Here is a 21,445-nt window from a genome sequence, read left to right on the forward strand (position 1 = left end):
ATTAAAGGAAAAATTAGCAAAGCAAAATGATAATTTAAAATATTGGGAGTTGTTTCACAACTTATTAAGCAAAAACACAAAACAGAAGTAAATAAAAAGCGCTATATAGCGCTTTTAAAATTTAATTTAAATTAATTAAGAATTAGTGACAACCGCAGCCACCATGGCCACCGCCACAGCAGCCTGTGTTTTCATCATCTTCGTCTTCATGAGAATGACCACCACAGCCACAACCGCCATGTCCGTGATCATGACCATGCTCACCATGAATATGCCCGTGAGCAATTTCATCTTCAGTAGCTTCACGAATAGCCAATACTTCAACGTTAAATTGTAAATCTTGTCCAGCTAACATATGGTTTCCATCAATAGTGATGGTATCGCCATCGATAGCGGTGATTTCAACGGGTAAAGAACCATGCTCGGTATCAGCAAAAAATCGCATACCGACTTCAAGTTCATCTACACCAACAAAAACGTCACGAGGAACATTTTGTACAAGAGCATCATTAAAATCCCCGTAAGCATTAATTAGCTCAACGTCAAATTTGTCGCCAACTTGGTGACCATCTAATGCGTTCTCAAGATCTTGTAGCAAGTTACCTGCACCATGTAAATATTCTAATGGCGCTGTCGTAGTTGCTTCATCAACTAAAACACCGTCTTTAGTGCGAACTTGGTATGCTAAACTAACCACTGTATTTTTTGCTATTTTCATTTTTTCTCCAACAAACTTTTATTGAGCAAATTACATTAGATTTTAACGGAAAAAAGAGTATAAGTATTCTAAATTTTATATTTTTGTTCAAAACTTACCAAAAAATAAAATAAAAAAGGCGCAAACATTTATGGTTTAGCGCCTTTTTCACACACACTGAGAGCAGCTTATTTAAGTTCTAATTCATTCATCGCAGCGATGCTAAATCCACCGTCAACGTGAATGACTTCACCTGTAATACCTGATGCTAAATCTGAACATAAAAATGCTGCTGAATTACCCACATCTTCGGTTGTCACAGTGCGACGGATTGGTGTTACTGATTCACAGTGAGATAACATTTTTTTGAAATCTTTAATACCCGATGCCGCCAGTGTACGAATAGGGCCTGCTGAAATTGCATTAACACGGACACCTTCAGGCCCCATAGCATTTGCCATATAACGCACATTTGCTTCTAGTGAGGCTTTAGCTAGTCCCATTACATTATAGTTAGGGATTGCACGCTCAGCACCAAGATAAGAAAGTGTCACTAATGCTGAATTTGGATTTAGCATTGAACGACATGCCTTAGCCATAGCAACGAAGCTATAAGAGCTAATATCGTGAGCAATAGCAAAACCTTCACGGGTAACAGCATTAACATAATCGCCATCTAATTGATCACCTGGTGCGAAAGCAATAGCATGAACAAAACCATCAAATTTATCCCAAGTTTTTGCAAGTTCAGAAAATAGTTCAGAGATGCTTTCATCATGAGCAACATCGCAAGGTAAAACGATTTTAGAACCAAAATCAGCGGCAAACTCTTCAACGCGTGTTTTTAATTTATCATTTTGGTAAGTAAAAGCGAGTTCAGCGCCTTCACGATGCATTGCTTGTGCAATACCGTAAGCAATTGAACGATTACTTGCAACACCCGTAACGAGTATACGTTTACCTGTTAAAAATCCCATAAATTATTCCTCTAATTTTCACTATATAGTCTAGGATGATGACGATTATATGTTGATCAAGCCAACTTCGCCACTATAAATTTATTTTCGTTGATAGGTTTTTATTTTATTGTCTAAAATAAATGATTGTTTACCATATTAATATCCTACTATAATAGTCAATTATTGTTTTTTTATAGGAGGTACCAATTTGAATAATTTAGTTTGTTACAAAACATTGCCTATTTGGAATGCTGATACATTACCTGCGTTGTTGCGTCAAAAGCATAATACCCAAATTGGTACATGGGCGAAGTTAGAAATTTTAAAAGGAAGTATTGGTTTTGAAATGTTAACCGAACAAGGCGAAGTGATTACTAAGCATTGTTTTGATACTCAGCAGCAACCGCCATTTATATTGCCACAGCAATGGCACCGTATAGCCGAAATATCAGATGACTTACAGTGCCAGTTAGCATTTTACTGTTTGCCTGAGGATTATACTCAAAAAAAATACCAAATGACCAAAACCCACTCCGAGGTAATTAACGCAACAAAGATTATCCAAACAGGAAAGGCATTGGATTTAGGTTGTGGTTCAGGTCGTAATTCACTTTACTTGCAGTTACAAGGCTTTGATGTTACCGCGATTGATAAATCAGAGCTCAGTATTGGAAACTTACAAAAAATCATTAATGATGATAACCTTAAGCACATTAATGCAATGGTTTACGATATCAATCAAGCAAATTTACCGGGCGAATATGATTTTATTTTTTCGACCGTTGTCATGATGTTTTTACAACCCGAAAGAATTCCAGCTATTATTAATAACATGCAAAAAATGACCAAATCAGGGGGATATAATTTAATTGTCAGCGCCATGTCTACGCCTGATTACCCTTGCTCTGTTGGGTTTTCATTTACTTTTAAAGAAAACGAATTGCGCCAATATTACCAAGATTGGGAAATACTAAAATATAATGAAGATGTTGGACAATTGCATAAAACGGATATACATGGAAACAGAATCAAATTAAGGTTTGCAACCTTATTGGCTAAAAAACGATAACGATTACAGGATATAGCATCCTGTAATTTTATACATTAATCGATTAACGTGTATTTAATTTTTCGCCGACCGTAAACCAAGCCTTGCGTGAGTTTAACAAATCTTGGGCAGACATCGGTTTTTTCCCAGCAGGTTGCAAAAGTATCATATTCAATGCGCCGTTGCTGGTTGCAATACAAATGCCATTTTTATTGGCTTGCAAAATTGTGCCAGCCGTCTGTTTTGAATCCATTTTTACCACATGGGCTTGCCATACTTTTACAGGCTCACCATTAACCTCAAAATAACTCACTGGCCATGGGTTAAAAGCCCGAACGCAACGTTCAAGTTGCACGGCAGGCAAATTCCAATCAAGTTTAGCTTCCTGTTTTGACAGCTTTTCGGCATAGGTTGCTTGCGCCTCATCTTGTTTTTCAGGTTGGATTTTTCCTTCAGTGATTAACTCTAATGTATCAAGCAAGCCTTGGGGACCGAGTTTTGCGAGTTTCTCATACAGTGATGCGCTAGTATCGGATTGCTCAATAGGACAGGTAAGCTTATAAAGCATATCACCCGTATCAAGCCCTGCATCCATCTGCATAATGGTAATGCCTGTTTCTTCATCGCCTGCCCAACATGCACGTTGAATTGGCGCAGCACCTCGCCAACGGGGTAATAACGAACCATGCACATTTAAGCAACCTAATCTAGGTATACCAAGTACAGCTTGTGGCAAAATAAGTCCATAAGCAACAACAACCATAATGTCAGCATTTAATTCAGCAATGATTTTTTGATTTTCTTCGGATTTAAGCGTTGCTGGTTGATAAACAGGAATATTATGCTCAACAGCTAATTGTTTAACAGGGCTTGCTGTTAATTTATTACCACGACCTGCAGGGCGATCTGGTTGCGTAAAAACAGCAATTACATTATGGCGTGAGTTAATAAGAGCTTTTAAATGAGTTGCAGCAAAATCGGGTGTACCTGCAAAAATAATATTTAAAGGTTTAGTTGCATGTGGCATAAGCGTTATATCCATAATCAAAAATTTATCTGAATTATACCCGAAATTTTAGTGAGAATCTTTAATCAAAAAAACTCATGGATATGATAAACATCTTTAGTTGGTATAAATATTGATAATATTTATATACATTAGGTTATGTTGTGTAATTATCCCTCTAATTTAATACGATTAAACGTTACAAATGATTTCAGAAAAAACGCTTTATGGGTTTCTAGCGAATTATTTTAATCGATGAGATCCTTATCTTGCATCATGTTAGGCATAGTTATATTATGGCTATAATGCAATATTATTTAAGGAATAAATTATGTTAAAATCAATTGATCCAACAACAACCCAATCTTGGAAATCCCTTCAAGCTAGTTACGAAAAACACCACAATAAAACCATTGCACAAATTCTGAAAGAAGAACCAAAACGTGTTGAAAAGCTTACTATTCCTTTTGAAGAAGAGTTTTTGGTTGATTTATCTAAAAATAGAGTGACACAAGAGACGCTAGAGTTGCTTTATAAGCTAGCTGATGAATGCGATCTAATTGGTGCTACTAAAGCCATGTATAGTGGTGAAAAGATTAATCGTACAGAAAATCGAGCTGTATTACATGTTGCATTACGTAATGTATCAAATACACCAATTTATGTTGATGGTAAGAATGTGATGGATGATGTTAATACTGTCTTAGCTAAGATGGAATCATTCAGTAAAAAAATCATTAATGGTGAATGGAAAGGATACGCTGGTAAAGCCATTACTGATGTGGTCAATATTGGTATTGGTGGTTCGGATCTAGGGCCAGTAATGATTACCGAAGCACTACGACCTTACAAAAACCACTTGAACATGCATTTCGTATCAAATGTAGATGGCACACATATCGTTGAAGTGTTAAAAGGCTTAAATCCTGAAACTACTTTATTTTTGGTTGCATCCAAAACTTTTACCACTCAAGAAACTATGACAAATGCACAAACAGCACGAGCATGGTTACTTGATGCTGCTAAAGATGATAAAGCAGTTGCTTTGCACTTTGTTGCACTTTCAACTAATGCTAAAGAAGTTGAAAAATTTGGTATTGATACAGCTAATATGTTTGAATTTTGGGATTGGGTTGGTGGACGTTATTCATCTTGGTCGGCAATTGGCTTATCGATTGTTTTATCAATTGGTTTTGATAACTTCAAACAATTTTTAGCTGGTGGCCATGCGATGGATAAGCACTTCCAAAACGCACCAATTGATAAAAATATTCCAACGTTACTGGCATTAATTGGTATTTGGTACAATAATTTTTGTGGTGCTGAAACTGAAGCTATTTTACCATATGATCAGTACATGCACCGTTTTGCGGCTTATTTCCAACAAGGAAATATGGAGTCAAATGGTAAAAGTGTCGATCGCAACGGTAATAAAACACCTTACACAACAGGTCCAATTATTTGGGGCGAACCAGGAACCAATGGTCAACATGCATTTTATCAATTAATTCACCAGGGTACTAAACTCATCCCTTGTGATTTTATTGCGCCAGCAATAAGCCATAATCCAGTTGGAGATCATCACCCAAAATTATTATCTAACTTTTTTGCTCAAACTGAAGCTTTAGCTTTTGGTAAAACAAGAGAACAGGTCGAGCAAGAGTTCATAGCTGCAGGAAAAAATCTTGATGAAGTGAAATCTGTTGTACCATTTAAAGTATTTGAAGGTAATAAACCAACTAATTCAATATTAGTGAAAAAAATTACACCTTATACTCTTGGTGCCTTAGTTGCGATGTATGAGCATAAAATCTTTACTCAAGGAGTTATTCTTAATATATTTAGTTTTGATCAATGGGGTGTTGAACTTGGTAAACAACTTGCTGGACGTATTTTACCTGAATTAGCAGATGATAAACCAGTTAGCTCTCACGATGATTCAACCAATAGCTTAATCAACCAATACAAAAAATGGCGTTAAGTATTATTAAAAAAGATAAGTTATAATATAAAAAAAACCTTCAGCTAAAACTGAAGGTTTTTTATAATAGTGAAAAAATTATTTTTTCACACGCATTATTGGAGTTTTACCTGCTTCGACAGCGCCAGATAATTTATTTAATTCTATTATGGTTTCCATATTAGAAATAACCACTGGAGTTAATACGGATTTGGCTTTGCTTTCAAGTAAAGGTAAATCAATTTCAATAATAGTATCTCCTACTTTTACCTGCTTACCTTCTTCAGCAACTCGTTTGAAGCCTTCACCTTTTAGTTCTACTGTATCAATACCAAAGTGAACAAAAAGCTCAATGCCCTCATCCGATTCTATAGCAAAAGCGTGGTTGGTTTCGAAAATTTTGCCTATTTTTCCACTTAATGGAGCGACAATTTTATTACCAGAAGGTTTAATTGCTACCCCATCACCAACGATTTTTTCAGCAAAAACCACATCTGGTACATCTTCGATTTTGACAATTTCGCCACTTAAGGGAGCAATAATCTCGATGCTGTTTTTATTATCATCGGATACGAATTGCTTAATTTTATCGAATAGACCCATTATTGCCTCCTAACAAATTTGCTTTTCAGCAGTGTAATTTTCAATTAAATCAATAATTTCTTTAGAAGTTGCTTTTTCTAATACAGTATCAGCAAATTTTTTCGCTTCTTCATAGTTAGTATTGCGAATTAATTTTTTGATTTTAGGAATTGATACTGCACTCATACTAAATTCATCAAGTCCCATACCAAGCAATAAGATTGTGGCTCTTTCATCACCAGCAAGCTCTCCACACATACCTGTCCATTTACCTTCTTTATGAGAAGCATCGATAACATTTTTAATCAGAGTTAGCACTGAAGGCGAAAACGGATTATAAAGGTGAGAAATTAATTCGTTACCACGGTCAACGGCAAGTGTATATTGAGTTAAGTCATTGGTACCGATACTAAAAAAGTCTACTTCCTTGGCTAAGTGATGTGCAATCACAGCGGCTGCAGGAGTTTCAATCATTACACCGATTTCAATATTTTTATCAAATGATTTGCCTTCAGCAGTCAATTGTTCTTTAAGAGTATTGATTTCGGATTTTAATGTTCGGATTTCTTCAACAGAAATAATCATTGGGAACATAATGCGCAATTTACCAAATGCTGATGCACGCAAAATTGCGCGTAGTTGTGCATGAAGTACTTCTTTACGATCTAAACAGATTCGAATTGCTCGCCAACCTAAGAATGGATTCTCTTCTTTTGGTAAATGCATATAAGGTATATCCTTATCGCCACCAATATCCATGGTACGGACAATTACCGATAAACCATTGGTTGATTCAGCTACTTCTTTATATGCTTTAAACTGTTCTTCTTCATCAGGATAAGCTTCGCGATCCATAAATAAGAATTCAGTACGGTATAGACCAACACCTTCATAACCGTTACGTTCAGCACCTGCAATATCACGCACTGTACCAATGTTACCGCAAATTTCTACTTGATGGCCATCAAGGGTTACAGCAGGTAGATCTTTCAATTTAGCTAGTTCTTCTTTATCACTAATATATTTAGCTTGAACTTGTTTTAATTTTTCTTGAGTTGTGTGATCTGGATTGATATAAATAGCATTATTTATAGCATCTAAAATAACAAAATCGCCATGTTTGATTGCTTGAGTTGCATTAGATGTTCCGACGATAGCTGGTATCTCTAAAGAGCGAGCCATAATTGAAGTATGTGAGGTGCGTCCACCAGCGTCAGTAATAAAACCTAGCACCATATCCAAGTTTAGCTGAGCTGTTTCAGAAGGTGTTAAATCGGTTGCAACTAAAATACATGGTTGGCTAATAGCACTCAAGTCAACAATTTCAATACCTAAAATATTTTTGAGTAAACGTTTACCAATATCACGAATATCTGCGGCACGTTCTTTTAGATATTCATCATCTAGATTTTCTAATTCTTTAGCTTGAGTTTCAAATACAGATTGAACAGCGGCATCAGCGGTTGAATGTTTACTTTGAATACGAGAAATAACTTCTTGTTCAAGATCCTCATCTTCAAGAAGCATAATATGCCCTTCAAAAATGGCCGCTTTATCTTCGCCTAATGTGGATTTTGCTCGTTCCATAATCGTATGTAGCTGTTTACTTGATTTTTGGCGAGCTTCCTTGAAGCGCTCAATTTCAGCCTCAATCTTGTTATCAAGAATTTGCCTATTACTAATAACAATAGGCTCTTCTTTTAATAATAGCGCTTTAGCAAAAGCGATACCGGGGGAAACAAGTGTACCTGATACCATAACATTTAATCCTTATTCTATTTTAAAACCGTTCATAGCTAATCGGGAGTTATTATTCCAACTCAGGAATTAATTTTACTAAATGAGCAACTGCTTCTTTTTCGTCTTCACCTTCGGCAGAAATGGTAATAGTTGTGCCTTGTGATAAACCTAATGTTTGTAACTTAAACAGACTTTTAGCACTCGCACTTTTACCATTAGATGTGACAGTAATTTCTGCATTAAAGTTCTTTGCTTCTTTAACAAATTGTGCAGCAGGGCGGGTATGAAGACCGTTAGATGCAGTAATAGTTACATCTTGTTTATACATATTATTTTACTCCCAAAATATTTTGTTTCACCGACCAATATAAATAAAAACTGCCTGAAAGGCTAGTAAGATTTCATCGATCTTTTATATTAAGTCGTCGTATTAGCTATCATATTAAGATAGCCATACTTTATCAGTATCGGTAGATACGAGTGACTTTATCACTACATTTTTTAAATTCTACCTGTCCATGGATTCCATGTTTAATATTCTCAAAAACGATTTCTTCACTACCATCAAGTTGTGATATGCGGATCTCCTCTCTACAGAAAGCCTCGAATCGCTGTAATTCCTGCTCACTATTACCCAATTTATAAGATTTAGGTAAGTCTTGACTGGTTACATAGGTATGTATTTTATCTTGCACATCAAGGACAATTACGCCTTTATTCGATAAAAACGAACTACAGGAGGTTAATGATAATGTTAATCCTGCAAAAAATAATAATTGCAGTGAAAATTTCATGATAAATCCTATAATGTTCAAAATAATTCCTTTATAAAGCAAAGCAATCTGTTTATGATTTATAATTAGATGCAAATTATATACTAATAATTGAAGAAAGTGCAGAGTGCATTTTTCTTGATGTAATAATATTAGGGGAAGTTTATGTCAGATACTATTAATTACGACGAATTTAATCGCCAATTAATCCAAAATAAAATAGGCATTACCGCTGCTGAGTTACATGGTTTTCTTTCAGGCATATTAGCTGGAGGTAACAATGACGAGAGCTGGCGTCCATTAGTTGAGGATATGTTAAACAATGGTCAAAAAATGCCAACATCATTAGATGAAAAAATTAGCCAACTTTATGCGCTTATCAAACAGCAATTTTTTGAAGAAGATTTCAGCTTTCAGTTATTACTTAGCGACAAAGATTTATATACACAACTGGATGATTTAGTTGGTTGGGTAAATCATTTTTTACTTGGTATTGGACTTGTGCAACCTAAAATTAACCACATCAAAGGTGATGTTGGTGAAGCTATTTATGACCTACGTCAAATTGTTAAACTAGGCTATGATGAAAATGAAGATCAACAAGAGCTTGGTTTTGCTTTTGAAGAGATAAAAGAGTATGTTCGCATAACTTCTATGCTATGTTTTGATGAATTTAACGAATTTAATGAGGCTGACACACCCCCAACAATCCATTAATATTAATAACATTATATCTTCAGGGGCATCACAATGATAAATACTGATATCGAAACAGAACTTTTTGCACGTCGAGAAAAATTACTAGCTCAAATGATACCAAATAGTGTTGCACTTTTTTTTGCTGCTCCAGAAATGACGAGGAGTAATGACACCCACTACCCATATCGACAAAATAGCGACTTTTGGTATTTTACACTTTTTTCTGAACCAGAAGCGGTATTTGCAGTAGTTAAACAAAAAGATAATACAACTAAATACATATTATTTAATCGCCCCAAAGATACGCTAGCAGAGACTTGGACTGGTTACCGTTTAGGTCAAGATGCCGCATTAAAGACGGTTTTTGTTGATGAAGCTTATATATTTGATGAGATTGAAAAAGTATTACCTGATTTATTAAATGGCAAAACGGCGGTTTACCATGCCGACCAACAGTATCAATATGCCGATAGAATCGTAGATCACACAATGAATACGCTGCGACAAGGGAGTAGATTAAATTTTTATGCACCAAACAGCACGATCGATTGGCGACCGATAGTTCATCAAATGCGCATGTTTAAATCAGATTTTGAAATAAAAATATTGCGCAAGGCTTGCAAAATCAGCGCACAATCTCACGTTCGAGCAATGCAAAAATGTAAACCGAATATGTATGAGTATCAACTAGAAGCTGAAATCTTGCATGAATTTGCGTGGCATGGCGCACGAGCACCATCTTATAACACCATTGTTGGTAGTGGTAATAATGGATGTATACTACATTATGAAAATAATAGTCAGCAGTTAAAAGATGGCGATTTAGTTTTAATTGATGCGGGTTGTGAATATCAGTACTATGCAGGAGATATAACTCGCACTTTTCCTATCAATGGCAAATTTAACCACGCTCAACTTGAAATTTATAACATCGTTTTAGCATCACAATATCAAGCCATTAAATTATTTAAACCGGGCACGTCAATTATGGAAGTCAATAATCAAGTTGTAAGAACGATGGTAGAAGGTTTAGTAAAACTCGGGATTATGCAAGGTGATGTTGATAGCTTAATTGCTAATAAAGCTTATACACAATATTACATGCACGGTTTAGGCCATTGGTTAGGTATTGATGTACATGATGTTGGTAGTGGACGAGATCGAATTTTAGAGCCAGGAATGGTATTGACCGTTGAACCAGGGCTTTATATTAATCAAGAATCAGATGTACCAGCACAATATAAAGGTATCGGTATTCGGATCGAAGATAACATTTTAATTACTGACACAGGAAATGAAGTTCTGACAGGTGATGTTCCAAAAGACCCAGCTGAAATTGAAAAATTAATGGAAAATAAATTTACTCATTAATTGTGTCGTTGCCGTAATTTTTAAAATAAAAATTACGGTTTTTTGTTTTCATCTACCTAATTATTAATCCAACTTAATTGATTTATCACGGTTAAAAATAATTCTAATTTTTAGGTCTTTTGCTGGAATTGATTTGTACTTCCAAGTTTTCATGGCATTTATTACCGAACGATTAAATATATTATTAGGATTTGCTTCAACAATGCGAATATTTTCAACTCGCCCATCGCTGTTAACATCAAACATTGCTACCACATAGCCTTCTAAGCGCATATCAAGCGCTCGGCGTGGATACTCAGGTTGATTCCGTCTAATTGGAGAAGGATTACCTGAATATTGGCGATTATCTGAAAGTTTGGGTGCAACAGGGGTATTTGCCAAATTATCACTAACCACTTCTTGCCTAACTTGTTTATGAGAAGCTTTTTGGACTGACCTGCGCTTTTTTTTCGGCTTTTTATCTTTTTTTACTACAACTTCCTTTTGGGGCTCAACTGTTGATTTATTAGATATTTTTTCGAGAATAGATTTAGGATTTTCTTCCTTAACCACTTCTGGTTCAACAACAGGATCAATTGGTTTTTCTTCAATTTGTTTGTTATCGATCAGTTCACTATTTTCCGCACCTTGAATTTCTGGAGTATTTTCAACTAATGATTGTTCAGGGGCGGCAAATTGGGATAGATCGACCATAATAGCTTTAATCGCATTATCGCCTTCATCAACAGCAACATTTTTAGCAAACAAGGCAGAACTAAAGAGCAGAGCAAATAAGATAAGATGCGACAATACAGAAACTGATGTACATACATAGTTGTTTTTAGGCTTTTTTTTAATTGGACTCAAAGGGGCCTTAGTATTATCGAGATCTATATCAAAGTTAATCTTCATAATAATAATCATATTTAACTTAATGACAGTTATTCTAAATGAAAATGCTTATCATTTGTAGTATTATTTTAAAATAAGATAGATGAAACCTTGTTGCATAAAGATATTTATCAGATAATAGAAAATAAATATCTATTATTTGTAGTGGTTAGGCTGATGAATACTCCATCAATGAATCAAATACTCGATCTTGTTAAAAATGATTTAGTCAAAGTAAATGAGGCAATACAGGCAGAACTAACTTCTGATGTGGCTTTAATTAATCAATTAGGCAATTACATCATTAGTAGTGGTGGCAAACGTATACGCCCTGTTATCGCATTATTAATAGCCAAAGCACTCAACTACCAAGGCGATAAACATATTATCACTGCTGCTTTTATTGAATTTATTCATACCGCCACCTTATTGCATGATGATGTTGTTGACGAATCCGATTTACGCCGAGGCAAATCAACCGCCAATGCACTTTTTGGCAATGCCGCGAGCGTATTAGTTGGCGATTATATTTACACACGCTCTTTTCAAATGATGGTACGTACAGAATCGTTCAAAGTATTGACGATCATGTCGGCTGCAACCAATGTAATAGCTGAAGGTGAAGTACAACAGTTGATTAATTGTAACGATCCAGATATCACAAAAGAACAATATTTAGATGTAATTTATCGAAAAACGGCACGTCTATTTGAAGCAACATCGCATTCTGCTGCTGTCCTAGCTGGAGCTAGTGAGGAGCAAGAACTCGCCCTACAAGAATATGGAAAATATTTAGGCACAGCCTTTCAAATCATTGATGATCTACTCGATTATAGTGCTGATAGCAACCAAAAATTAGGTAAAAATTTAGGGGACGATCTTAACGAAGGCAAGCCCACTCTACCGCTTTTACATGCTATGCACCACACAAAAAACGCCCAAGATGCGGCATTAATACGCCAAGCAATAGAGCAAGGTAATGGTCGACAATTATTAGATCGTATTTTAAACATCATGGACGAATGTGGTTCGCTAGATTTTACGTTACAAACTGCTCAAAAAGAAGCGCAAAAAGCGTTTGACGTTATCGCAATTTTACCTGATTCGCCTTATAAACAAGCGTTACAAGATCTTGCCTTATTGTCAGTAAAAAGAGAAAACTAACTAGCCAATAAATCAATTAAATATATGCTTTTTATACTCAAACACATAGTTTCCTGAAACTTTTTGTCATTAGTTTCATATACAATAACTTTAATTTAAGGTAATTATTTATGCTTAAAAGGTTTTGGCCTGTTTTGTTAATTTTTATCTCGATGATTTCAGTGCAAGGCAGTGCCTCAATAGCCAAATATCTGTTTCCTGTATTAGGGCCTGAAGGGATGACAGCTTGGCGATTATTTTTTTCAGCAATTATGTTAATTTTAATATTCAAGCCGTGGCGTAAAACACTGACAAAACAAGCATTAAAATACATTTTTTTATACGGTATTTCAATTGGTTGTATGAATTTAGCGTTTTACAATGCAATCGCAAGAATTCCGCTAGGTATTGCAGTTGCCATTGAACTCACAGGGCCAATTATGGTGGCGATGTGCTCCTCGCGTAAAGTACTTGATTTTATTTGGTTAGGTGTTGCTATTATTGGCTTGGCTATGCTTTTACCCATTGAACAAGCTTCAAGCAATTTAGATCCCAAGGGTATTTTATTTGCGCTATTAGCTGGAAGTGGTTGGGCGTGTTATATCTTATTTGGACGCAAAGCCAGCACTATTTATGGCTCAGCCAGCGTAGCGATTGGATCAGTCATTGCTTCGTGCTTTTTATTTCCTATTGGAATTTGGCAAAGTGGCAGTACCATGTTTTCGTTGGAATTGCTCCCAATGGTTTTTCTGGTCTCGTTATTAGCATCAGCAATCCCTTATGGATTAGACATGATTGCACTACCAAAATTACCAGCACAAACATTTAGTACATTAATGAGCTTATCGCCTGTTTTTGCCGCGCTTTCTGGATTCATTGTTTTGCATGAACAACTAACCCACTACCAGTGGTTAGCCATTATTTTTATTATTACCTCATCAATAGGTACAGTGCTAACTATGAGTCGCCCAGTAAAAATAAAATCGAGTAAACCAAACAATTAAACGATTAAAACCACTATCGCACTAATTATAAGTGGATAATGGTTGTACGGCGAGCTATAGTTAACAGTTACTAAGTACTCAGTTATAACTCATTTAATTGAAAATTTAGTATTAATGACTTAACGAGGAGGTAATCCCATACCTCCGCCCATTAATCCTTTCATTTGGCGCATCATCTTCATCATGCCGCCACCTTTCATTTTTTTCATCATCTTTTGCATATCTTCAAACTGTTTTAACAGCTTGTTGACATCTTGAACCTGAGTTCCCGAACCGTTGGCAATACGGCGTTTACGAGAACCTTTAATGATTTCAGGATTAGCACGCTCTTTTAATGTCATTGAACCAATGATTGCCTCCATTTTGATGGTAATTTTATCATCCATCTGTGCTTTAATATGATCAGGAAGTTGACCAACACCAGGTAATTTAGCTAACAAAGCCCCCATTCCGCCCATATTACGCATCTGTTTTAACTGATCTTGGAAATCGTTAAAATCAAATTTATCACCTTTTTTTAGCTTCTTGGCAATTTTTTCTGCTTTTTCGCGATCGACGTTGCTTTGTAATTCTTCAATTAAAGATAGCACATCGCCCATCCCTAAAATACGTGAAGCAATGCGATCAGGATAAAATGGCTCTAAAGCGTCTGTCTTTTCACCCATTCCTAAAAATTTAATTGGCTTACCGGTAATGTGGCGAATTGATAACGCTGCACCACCACGAGCATCCCCGTCAACTTTTGTTAAAATTACACCAGTAAGCGGTAATGCATCATTAAACGCTTTAGCGGTATTAGCGGCATCTTGCCCTGTCATAGCATCGACCACAAATAGCGTTTCAATTGGATTGACAGCATGATGGAGCGCTTTGATTTCATCCATCATATCGCTATCAACATGCAAACGGCCTGCAGTATCAACAATTAACACATCAAAAAATTGCAATTTAGCATGCGAAATAGCTTTATTAACAATATTGACTGGCTTTTCAGCAATATCAGATGGAAAAACTTCAACATCAATAGCTTTAGCTAATGTTTCTAGCTGTTTAATCGCAGCAGGGCGATAAACATCGGCAGAAACAACCAACACTTTCTTTTTATGTTTTTCTTTTAAAAATTTAGCTAGCTTAGCAACGCTCGTTGTTTTACCTGCCCCTTGCAAACCTGCCATTAAAATCACTGCGGGTGGTTGAGTTGCCAAATTGAGCGAACTATTAACCTCACCCATAGCAGTTGTTAATTCTGCCTGAACTATTTTGATAAATTCTTGACCTGGGGTTAAGCTCTTATTGACATCTAATCCAACAGCCTTTTCTTTAACTTGATTAATAAATTCACGAACTACGGGTAGTGCAACATCGGCCTCAAGTAGTGCCATACGAACATCGCGCAATGCATCTTTGATATTATCTTCAGATAATCGTCCTCGACCACTAATATTGCGGAATGTCTGTGATAAACGGTCGGTTAAATTCTCGAACATATTAACTCTCGTAATAAATGAAAAATTGCCATTATCATATCAGAAAATTTCAATAAGTCCCACGATCATAATTTTGCACTGACTTGACACAAAATTGTGTTCCTGTTGAAATGAGGAAAGAGAAAAAGACGATTATTAATAATTACAAAACAGAATAGTTTAGACTAAAAAGGAGAAAATCGGACATGGCAAAAGTAATTAGTACTGATAAAGCGCCAGCAGCTATTGGGCCTTATGTTCAAGCAGTAGATTTAGGTAATATGTTATTTGCCTCAGGACAAATTCCATTAGATCCAACAACTGGTGAAATGCCAACTTGTGTTAAAGAGCAAGCCAAACAGAGTTTAGCGAATGTTAAAGCGATCATCACTGCGGCTGGCTATCAAGTAAGTAATATCGTTAAAACGACTATTTTCTTATCTGATATCAATGACTTTGCTACGGTAAATGCAGTATACGAAGCCTTTTTTATTGAAAATAATGCATCTTTCCCTGCACGTTCTTGCGTACAAGTAGCTCGAATTCCCAAAGATGCCAAAGTCGAAATCGAAGTTATTGCCGCTAAATAAATTTGCTTATCAGATTAGCACCAATAGGTGCTAATTTTTGTAAAAAAGTTTCAGGTAACTATGTGTTTCAGTATAAAATTAATATAAAAACATGACTTTTTGGGTTATTTTGTTCTTTATTCATCTTATTAAAAAACGGCAATTTTCCAACCAAAAATCAACTTAATTATTTGCTATTAAACTATTATTTAATGATTGATCGCCAATAGAGTTGGTGCAATAATCTACAATTATTTATTATTATTATTTGTACCAATTGGATTGTAAAAATGTTTGAAAAAGTAGAGCCGTACTCAGGGGACCCCATCTTATCACTAGTAACTGAATTTATTAATGATAGTCGAGAAAACAAAATAAATTTAAGTATTGGTTATTATTATGATGAAAATAGCATAGTGCCTCAATTACAATGTATTAAAACGGCGCGTGATTATATCTATCATCACAACCAAGATGCTCAATTGTATTTACCCATGAGTGGCCTACCAGCTTATTGCCAAGCGATCCAATCTTTATTATTTGGTGAAGATCATTCGGCCTCTAAAGATAAACGTATCGCAACGATACAAACCTTAGGCGGATCGGGGGCTCTTAAAATAGGTGCTGATTTTTTATTTCGCTATTTCCCAAATTCACAAGTATGGGTCAGCGATCCAACTTGGGAAAATCACATCGCCATTTTTAATGGTGCTGGTTTTAAAGTAAACCAATATCCTTACTTTGATGAACAAACATGTGGCGTAAAATTTGAAGCAATGCTTGAAACATTAAATCAACTACCAGCTAAAAGCATAGTCTTACTACACCCTTGTTGCCATAACCCAACTGGCGCTGATCTAACGCAAGCACAGTGGGATAAAGTAATAGCAGTTTTACAAGCACGAGATCTTATTCCATTTATGGATATTGCTTATCAAGGCTTTGGCAAAGGTATTGAACAAGACGTTTATGCGATTCGAAAAATGGCAGATGTAGGATTGTGTGGATTTGTTAGTAACTCATTTTCGAAAACATTTTCACTTTATGGTGAACGAGTGGGAGGATTATCCGTTTTATGTGATAACAACCAGATCGCTAACCGTGTGTTAGGACAGTTACAAGCAACGGTTCGCCAAAATTATTCAACCCCAGCGGCATATGGTGTGCAGTTAGTGAGTTATGTTTTAAATAATCCAGAACTTAAAGCGCAATGGTTAAAAGAAGTCGAATCCATGAGAACTCGCATCGTAACCATGCGATCAACTCTGGTTGAATTATTAAAAAAAGCGGCACCTGATTGTCATTTTGATTATTTAGTAAAACAGCAGGGCATGTTTAGTTATACCGGTTTTAGTAAAGAGCAAGTTACACAATTAAAAGATAATTTTGCTATTTATTTGGTGGGTAGCGGAAGAATGTGTGTAGCGGGTTTAAATCACCATAATATCGAACGTGTGGCAGAAGCATTTGCTGCACTAAAACAATCATGTTAATAAAGGAGTGTATTTTTATGTTCCATAAAATGTTAATGTTAATATTAGGTATAGCAATGGCGACTTTAGTTGTTGGATGTAACACCGTAAAAGGTGTTGGTCAAGATGTCGAATCGGGTGGAAAAGCCATTTCACATACAGCCGAAAAAGTGAGTGATAAAATGTAACTAAGGTTATCTATGTCTAGCAAAATATCCGTTTTTTAACTATTTTTAGAGTAAAATATTTTGTATTTTATATTTTTACTTGTTGGGTGCGGTTCGTTAAATTTACGAATTGCACCTTTAATTATGGAAAATTGCCAATATTCAAACCTATCGAATTTTTATTAAATACATCATCTAGCATATACCTGAAATAATCTTTTTGATAAATCAGAAGGTTATTAGCAATCCTAAAAAAACGCAAAAACTAGCCAAGTATTTTTTTTATAGTTATAATCAAAACCAATTCAGTTCACTTAGTGAACTAATAAAAAACCAAATAAAACAAATAATTAATTGACAGGCGGAATATTATGTTGTATAATTTTAAACACCAAACACCAAAACTGGCAAACCTATCTCTTAAATTTATCAAATAACGGCCTTAGGCAATTTTTTACGCTTTCCTCGTTTATATTCTCGAAGTTATCACTTAAATTATTATCGGCATTATTGCCGAAATTATCTCAAAAAGCCGTGCTAGTATTAGCATTATTATTGTCGTCTTCATGGAATTTACAGGCATCAATAAGTAAAATTGAACGATCGGGTAATCGTAGTGATGCAATAATTATTCCGTCGCCAGTTATCAATTACGCAAGGCCGAGTCTACGATTTGGCGGTGGGGTTCTTGACGATTTTCACGATAGCGACTATCTGGCAGGTCCAGCTGAAATATGGAATCCATATAAGGGATTCTTAGTTCAAATTAACCCGATGTTATACAGTCAAAATTTTCCGACAACGGGTGCTGATGGGTTATATTTTGATTTATTGATAGACGGATATGAAGGGGAATTGATATGGGAACCTGTCACACATGAGGGAATAACAGCAACAGTGACGAGTGTTGTTGCTGATGAGTGGTGGATGACTACTCCTGCCGATAAAGGAAAAGTTGTAGCACGTGTTAAGTTAACCGGGCCAATGGCAAATAATAGTCAGAAACAGTCAACAGATCCAGGTAAAATTACTGTGCCAAATTTACCACAGACATTTGAGCTAGTGGGTAGGGATAGTTCAGGTAGTGAAGTTGTAAAATATGGATTTGTTTTGCAGAAATGGTTTGTCAGTGGAGGGCCTAATAAACTCGAAACTCTTCCTAATCAAGTAAGTTGGTGTAGTAGTTTAGGTTATCGACTTATTAAAGTAAAAGATGTCACTAACGCAGTTTGTTTCAATTTTAACTCAGGACCTTGGTGTAAAGGCGCTGTTGGCGCTACGCCGTCCTCAAATGGTAATTATTATCAGCGTCGAATAGGCGCGGGGTTTATTGCAGAGTGGGGGGTACTCTCAGTTTATGGCGCAGGATTTAGAGAAGGGTTTCACTGGACGAGTGACGAAAGTGATGGCCACAGGTACCAGCTCATTGTGTGGCCACGCTTTGGTGATATAGGCGGCTATGATTATCCTGCTTCTCTATATGTGATTTGTGTTACACCTTAGTTTTTAGCCATTAATCCTAATAGAAAGCTACCCTATCATAAGATGAGTGTTAAACCAATAAAGCTGCGCTTTTGTGATTAGATAGCAAAAGCGCTTTTTTGAAATAAAAAATCTTTTGAGTAAGCGCTGAATTGGCTAAAAATACTCAGATAGAATGCTTGTTTTCCTAAGTCTTTCTACATTTTTATGCTTTTATCCAGTCCTGTTGCCATTTTCTTAGTTTTTGTTTGTCTATTTTATATTTACCTTGTTTTTATTAATTAGAGTCGTTCAAAAAATAGGTAAATACACAAATTTAACAGGGGATAAATTTGTAGTATAAGACAAGCCGTGTTACAAAATTGCCAAATCGTTTATATCGCTATTGATTCTTTAGCTAAAGACAGAGATAATCCTTTGCTAATTGAATCTAACGATTTATCGATTATTAAACAGGTACAAAAATGATCAAGGAAAAAGAACTTAAAGGATTAGGCGGTTGGCTAATTTTAGTTGGTATTGAATTATTTTTTTGTTTTATTTTTATTGGATATGTTACCTTTTCTAGACTAAATGCGATTGATTTTATCGACGTATGGACACAATTATTGGATCCCTACTCGAAAATGCACACAATTCATTTGGGTCTGTTTATTTTAGGTGACATGGGTCTAAATTGTTTATTATTGCTTTTAAACGCTTATATTATATTTTTATATTTTACTAAAAGTTATAAATTTCCTAACTTTTTTATTATATTTAGTAGCAGTTTTATTGTTTTTAAGCTAATTCAAAGATGTTGGTATCTTTTTATAGTGTTACCATTTGAAGTTAAATTTGAGTTTTCTTTTATAAAAGATATTGTGATAGCAATCATTTATACCAGTATTTGGATTGCTTATGTGTTAAAGTCAGTTCGAGTCAAAAATACATTTGTTAATGGTCGCCATAGTGAAGTTACTCATAGCGACATAATTAGTTAATTTGTTTTAAGGAAATAAAATGACATCAAATTTAGACAATTCAGTAAATGGAAAAGTAACAAAAGCGGTTATCCCTGTTGCCGGTTTGGGTACTCGTATGTTACCAGCAACTAAAGCTATTCCAAAAGAGATGCTCCCCGTTGTTGACAAGCCACTTATTCAATATGTAGTTAAAGAGTGTATTGCCGCAGGCATAACTGAAATTATATTTGTTACGCACTCATCAAAAAACTCAATTGAAAACCATTTCGATACCAGTTTTGAATTAGAAGCCATGTTAGAGGCGCGTGTTAAACGTCAATTATTGCAAGAAGTACAAGGCATTTTACCTAAAAATGTTACCATAACTAGCGTCCGCCAAGGTTTGGCAAAAGGGCTTGGTCATGCGGTATTATGTGCTTATCCTTTAGTTGGTGATGAACCATTTGCTGTTGTTTTACCTGATGTGATTATCGATGAATACGAAAGTGACCTTACCAACGATAATTTAGCTGCAATGATCAAAAATTACCATGAAACCAAACATAGCCAAATCATGGTAGAGCCCGTGCCAAAAGAATTAGTTTCTTCTTACGGTATTGTTGATTGTCGTGGTCAAGAGCTATCTGCAGGTAATGTTGCACAAATGTACAGCGTTGTTGAAAAACCATCAGTTGAAGAAGCACCATCAAACCAATCCGTTGTTGGACGTTATGTTCTATCTGAAAAAATCTGGCCTCTACTTGCCAAAACTCCATTAGGTGCTGGCGGCGAAATTCAATTGACCGACGCAATTGCCATGTTACTTAAAGAAGATCGTGTTGATGCCTATTGCATAAAAGGTCGTAGTCATGACTGCGGTAATAAACTTGGCTATGTACAAACATTTGTACAATACGCAATGCGACATAAAAGCTTAGGTAGCGATGTTAAAGCTTGGTTAAAAACGCTTTAATTTTTGATTTAGGTTAGCTAGGTTTCGAATGTTTTGACCTTTTGTGGAAATAATTAACATCAGTGACAACATCCGAAACCAATACACTGCCCCCTCTAAGCCTGCAATAACCGTTAGGTTTATTTAAAAATAAAAATTTAAATAAAATCAATAGTTTACCTGAACAATTTTAGAGCAAGAAACACGCTTATAGCACTACAATGTTAATCAGCCAGCCTTATCACAGCATCAAAATATGCCGATAACGAAGTAAAGCTAGTACGCTAAACTAGGTTGTTGGGCGTGTTTGTGTTTTAGATGTTATCAGCAATATTAATCATTCCGCAAAATACAAAAAATTATAAAACTAACAGCTTATTTTAATTAGAAAATTCACCTATCTATAAAGACAAATCGTTTTTATATTTACATTTCTTTACAAAAAATTCCGCTAAAAAACTAGCCAACTATTTTATAAATGGTTATACTTTCGCCGTTATAGGAAAACAAGCTTATTAAATAAGCAAATAATTATAAAAAT

The 21,445-nt window shown here is 35.4% G+C and carries 21 protein-coding genes; 12 read left to right on the forward strand and 9 right to left on the reverse strand.

What is annotated here, in order from left to right; genetic code table 11:
- Positions 1 to 142: 142 nt before the first annotated feature.
- Positions 143 to 718 (reverse strand): peptidylprolyl isomerase, encoded by a 576-nt coding sequence (gene slyD, locus GYW75_RS10565; RefSeq protein ID WP_085166009.1) that lies wholly within the window; start codon positions 716 to 718, stop codon positions 143 to 145.
- 167 nt (positions 719 to 885) lie between these two features.
- Complete coding sequence (gene fabI, locus GYW75_RS10570) at positions 886 to 1,674, reverse strand: enoyl-ACP reductase FabI (RefSeq protein WP_034911124.1); 789 nt, start codon at positions 1,672 to 1,674, stop codon at positions 886 to 888.
- Between the two features lie 190 nt (positions 1,675 to 1,864).
- Between fabI and tehB the strand changes: the two genes are divergently transcribed.
- Positions 1,865 to 2,725, forward strand: a complete 861-nt coding sequence (tehB, locus tag GYW75_RS10575) for an SAM-dependent methyltransferase TehB (protein ID WP_174799330.1) — start codon at positions 1,865 to 1,867, stop codon at positions 2,723 to 2,725.
- A 43-nt stretch (positions 2,726 to 2,768) separates the two neighbouring features.
- Here tehB and fmt read toward each other — a convergent pair whose 3' ends face one another.
- Entirely contained in the window at positions 2,769 to 3,731 is a 963-nt protein-coding gene (gene fmt, locus GYW75_RS10580; protein WP_174799331.1) for a methionyl-tRNA formyltransferase, read from the reverse strand.
- 310 nt (positions 3,732 to 4,041) lie between these two features.
- Between fmt and pgi the strand changes: the two genes are divergently transcribed.
- Complete coding sequence (gene pgi, locus GYW75_RS10585) at positions 4,042 to 5,691, forward strand: glucose-6-phosphate isomerase (protein WP_174799332.1); 1,650 nt, start codon at positions 4,042 to 4,044, stop codon at positions 5,689 to 5,691.
- A 78-nt stretch (positions 5,692 to 5,769) separates the two neighbouring features.
- Here the strand turns inward: pgi and crr are convergent, their stop codons facing one another.
- From crr to GYW75_RS10605, 4 genes are all read right to left on the reverse strand, one after another.
- The gene (gene crr / locus GYW75_RS10590) at positions 5,770 to 6,273 is read right to left on the reverse strand and encodes a PTS glucose transporter subunit IIA (RefSeq protein ID WP_174799333.1); all 504 of its coding nucleotides are present in this window, start codon (positions 6,271 to 6,273) and stop codon (positions 5,770 to 5,772) included.
- 9 nt (positions 6,274 to 6,282) lie between these two features.
- Positions 6,283 to 8,010, reverse strand: coding sequence for a phosphoenolpyruvate-protein phosphotransferase PtsI (gene ptsI / locus GYW75_RS10595; RefSeq protein WP_085166005.1), 1,728 nt, complete (start codon positions 8,008 to 8,010; stop codon positions 6,283 to 6,285).
- Positions 8,011 to 8,062: 52 nt separating this feature from the next.
- Positions 8,063 to 8,320, reverse strand: coding sequence for a phosphocarrier protein Hpr (ptsH, locus tag GYW75_RS10600; protein ID WP_034911114.1), 258 nt, complete (start codon positions 8,318 to 8,320; stop codon positions 8,063 to 8,065).
- 133 nt (positions 8,321 to 8,453) lie between these two features.
- Positions 8,454 to 8,786 (reverse strand): hypothetical protein, encoded by a 333-nt coding sequence (locus tag GYW75_RS10605; protein WP_065589712.1) that lies wholly within the window; start codon positions 8,784 to 8,786, stop codon positions 8,454 to 8,456.
- A 144-nt stretch (positions 8,787 to 8,930) separates the two neighbouring features.
- Between GYW75_RS10605 and GYW75_RS10610 the strand changes: the two genes are divergently transcribed.
- Together GYW75_RS10610 and pepP are read left to right on the forward strand one after the other, a co-directional pair.
- Positions 8,931 to 9,482 (forward strand): UPF0149 family protein, encoded by a 552-nt coding sequence (locus GYW75_RS10610; protein WP_174799334.1) that lies wholly within the window; start codon positions 8,931 to 8,933, stop codon positions 9,480 to 9,482.
- 33 nt (positions 9,483 to 9,515) lie between these two features.
- Entirely contained in the window at positions 9,516 to 10,835 is a 1,320-nt protein-coding gene (gene pepP / locus GYW75_RS10615) for a Xaa-Pro aminopeptidase (RefSeq protein WP_174799335.1), read from the forward strand.
- Between the two features lie 63 nt (positions 10,836 to 10,898).
- Here pepP and GYW75_RS10620 read toward each other — a convergent pair whose 3' ends face one another.
- A complete protein-coding gene (locus GYW75_RS10620) occupies positions 10,899 to 11,726 on the reverse strand; it encodes a TonB family protein (protein WP_174799336.1) in 828 nt (275 codons plus the stop codon).
- 156 nt (positions 11,727 to 11,882) lie between these two features.
- Here GYW75_RS10620 and ispB point away from each other — a divergent pair, with 156 nt between their 5' ends.
- Both ispB and GYW75_RS10630 read left to right on the forward strand, forming a co-directional pair.
- Positions 11,883 to 12,869: an octaprenyl diphosphate synthase gene (gene ispB / locus GYW75_RS10625; RefSeq protein WP_174799337.1), complete on the forward strand. Its 987-nt coding sequence runs from the start codon at positions 11,883 to 11,885 to the stop codon at positions 12,867 to 12,869.
- 110 nt (positions 12,870 to 12,979) lie between these two features.
- Positions 12,980 to 13,852 carry an EamA family transporter gene (locus GYW75_RS10630; protein WP_085165999.1) on the forward strand — a complete coding sequence of 291 codons (873 nt, stop codon included), beginning with the start codon at positions 12,980 to 12,982 and terminating at the stop codon, positions 13,850 to 13,852.
- Positions 13,853 to 13,971: 119 nt separating this feature from the next.
- Here the strand turns inward: GYW75_RS10630 and ffh are convergent, their stop codons facing one another.
- A complete protein-coding gene (gene ffh / locus GYW75_RS10635; protein WP_034915314.1) occupies positions 13,972 to 15,339 on the reverse strand; it encodes a signal recognition particle protein in 1,368 nt (455 codons plus the stop codon).
- A 185-nt stretch (positions 15,340 to 15,524) separates the two neighbouring features.
- Between ffh and GYW75_RS10640 the strand changes: the two genes are divergently transcribed.
- The 6 genes from GYW75_RS10640 (at position 15,525) to galU (ending at position 20,925) form a co-directional block, all read left to right on the forward strand.
- Positions 15,525 to 15,908 carry a RidA family protein gene (locus tag GYW75_RS10640; RefSeq protein ID WP_065575564.1) on the forward strand — a complete coding sequence of 128 codons (384 nt, stop codon included), beginning with the start codon at positions 15,525 to 15,527 and terminating at the stop codon, positions 15,906 to 15,908.
- A 269-nt stretch (positions 15,909 to 16,177) separates the two neighbouring features.
- Positions 16,178 to 17,380, forward strand: coding sequence for an amino acid aminotransferase (locus tag GYW75_RS10645; RefSeq protein ID WP_174799338.1), 1,203 nt, complete (start codon positions 16,178 to 16,180; stop codon positions 17,378 to 17,380).
- A 35-nt stretch (positions 17,381 to 17,415) separates the two neighbouring features.
- Positions 17,416 to 17,547 carry an entericidin A/B family lipoprotein gene (locus GYW75_RS10650; protein WP_370738315.1) on the forward strand — a complete coding sequence of 44 codons (132 nt, stop codon included), beginning with the start codon at positions 17,416 to 17,418 and terminating at the stop codon, positions 17,545 to 17,547.
- A gap of 489 nt (positions 17,548 to 18,036) precedes the next feature.
- Positions 18,037 to 19,029, forward strand: a complete 993-nt coding sequence (locus tag GYW75_RS10655) for a hypothetical protein (protein WP_174799339.1) — start codon at positions 18,037 to 18,039, stop codon at positions 19,027 to 19,029.
- Between the two features lie 443 nt (positions 19,030 to 19,472).
- Entirely contained in the window at positions 19,473 to 19,991 is a 519-nt protein-coding gene (locus GYW75_RS10660) for a DUF2569 domain-containing protein (RefSeq protein WP_085165995.1), read from the forward strand.
- Positions 19,992 to 20,010: 19 nt separating this feature from the next.
- Positions 20,011 to 20,925: a UTP--glucose-1-phosphate uridylyltransferase GalU gene (gene galU / locus GYW75_RS10665; protein WP_174799340.1), complete on the forward strand. Its 915-nt coding sequence runs from the start codon at positions 20,011 to 20,013 to the stop codon at positions 20,923 to 20,925.
- Positions 20,926 to 21,445 lie beyond the last annotated feature (520 nt).

This window comes from Gilliamella sp. ESL0232 (genome assembly GCF_013346885.1).
GTDB classification, from domain to species: Bacteria; Pseudomonadota; Gammaproteobacteria; order Enterobacterales; family Orbaceae; genus Gilliamella; species Gilliamella bombi.

Excerpts from the sequence above, each read along its gene's own strand:
- slyD (WP_085166009.1), bottom strand. The coding sequence starts at position 718 with ATGAAAATAGCAAAAAATACAGTGGTTAGTTTAGCATACCAAGTTCGC.
- fabI (WP_034911124.1), bottom strand. The coding sequence starts at position 1,674 with ATGGGATTTTTAACAGGTAAACGTATACTCGTTACGGGTGTTGCAAGT.
- fmt (WP_174799331.1), bottom strand. The coding sequence starts at position 3,731 with ATGCCACATGCAACTAAACCTTTAAATATTATTTTTGCAGGTACACCC.
- pgi (WP_174799332.1), top strand. The coding sequence starts at position 4,042 with ATGTTAAAATCAATTGATCCAACAACAACCCAATCTTGGAAATCCCTT.
- crr (WP_174799333.1), bottom strand. The coding sequence starts at position 6,273 with ATGGGTCTATTCGATAAAATTAAGCAATTCGTATCCGATGATAATAAA.
- ptsI (WP_085166005.1), bottom strand. The coding sequence starts at position 8,010 with ATGGTATCAGGTACACTTGTTTCCCCCGGTATCGCTTTTGCTAAAGCG.
- ptsH (WP_034911114.1), bottom strand. The coding sequence starts at position 8,320 with ATGTATAAACAAGATGTAACTATTACTGCATCTAACGGTCTTCATACC.
- GYW75_RS10605 (WP_065589712.1), bottom strand. The coding sequence starts at position 8,786 with ATGAAATTTTCACTGCAATTATTATTTTTTGCAGGATTAACATTATCA.
- GYW75_RS10610 (WP_174799334.1), top strand. The coding sequence starts at position 8,931 with ATGTCAGATACTATTAATTACGACGAATTTAATCGCCAATTAATCCAA.
- pepP (WP_174799335.1), top strand. The coding sequence starts at position 9,516 with ATGATAAATACTGATATCGAAACAGAACTTTTTGCACGTCGAGAAAAA.
- GYW75_RS10620 (WP_174799336.1), bottom strand. The coding sequence starts at position 11,726 with ATGAAGATTAACTTTGATATAGATCTCGATAATACTAAGGCCCCTTTG.
- ispB (WP_174799337.1), top strand. The coding sequence starts at position 11,883 with ATGAATACTCCATCAATGAATCAAATACTCGATCTTGTTAAAAATGAT.
- GYW75_RS10630 (WP_085165999.1), top strand. The coding sequence starts at position 12,980 with ATGCTTAAAAGGTTTTGGCCTGTTTTGTTAATTTTTATCTCGATGATT.
- ffh (WP_034915314.1), bottom strand. The coding sequence starts at position 15,339 with ATGTTCGAGAATTTAACCGACCGTTTATCACAGACATTCCGCAATATT.
- GYW75_RS10640 (WP_065575564.1), top strand. The coding sequence starts at position 15,525 with ATGGCAAAAGTAATTAGTACTGATAAAGCGCCAGCAGCTATTGGGCCT.
- GYW75_RS10645 (WP_174799338.1), top strand. The coding sequence starts at position 16,178 with ATGTTTGAAAAAGTAGAGCCGTACTCAGGGGACCCCATCTTATCACTA.
- GYW75_RS10650 (WP_370738315.1), top strand. The coding sequence starts at position 17,416 with ATGTTAATATTAGGTATAGCAATGGCGACTTTAGTTGTTGGATGTAAC.
- GYW75_RS10660 (WP_085165995.1), top strand. The coding sequence starts at position 19,473 with ATGATCAAGGAAAAAGAACTTAAAGGATTAGGCGGTTGGCTAATTTTA.
- galU (WP_174799340.1), top strand. The coding sequence starts at position 20,011 with ATGACATCAAATTTAGACAATTCAGTAAATGGAAAAGTAACAAAAGCG.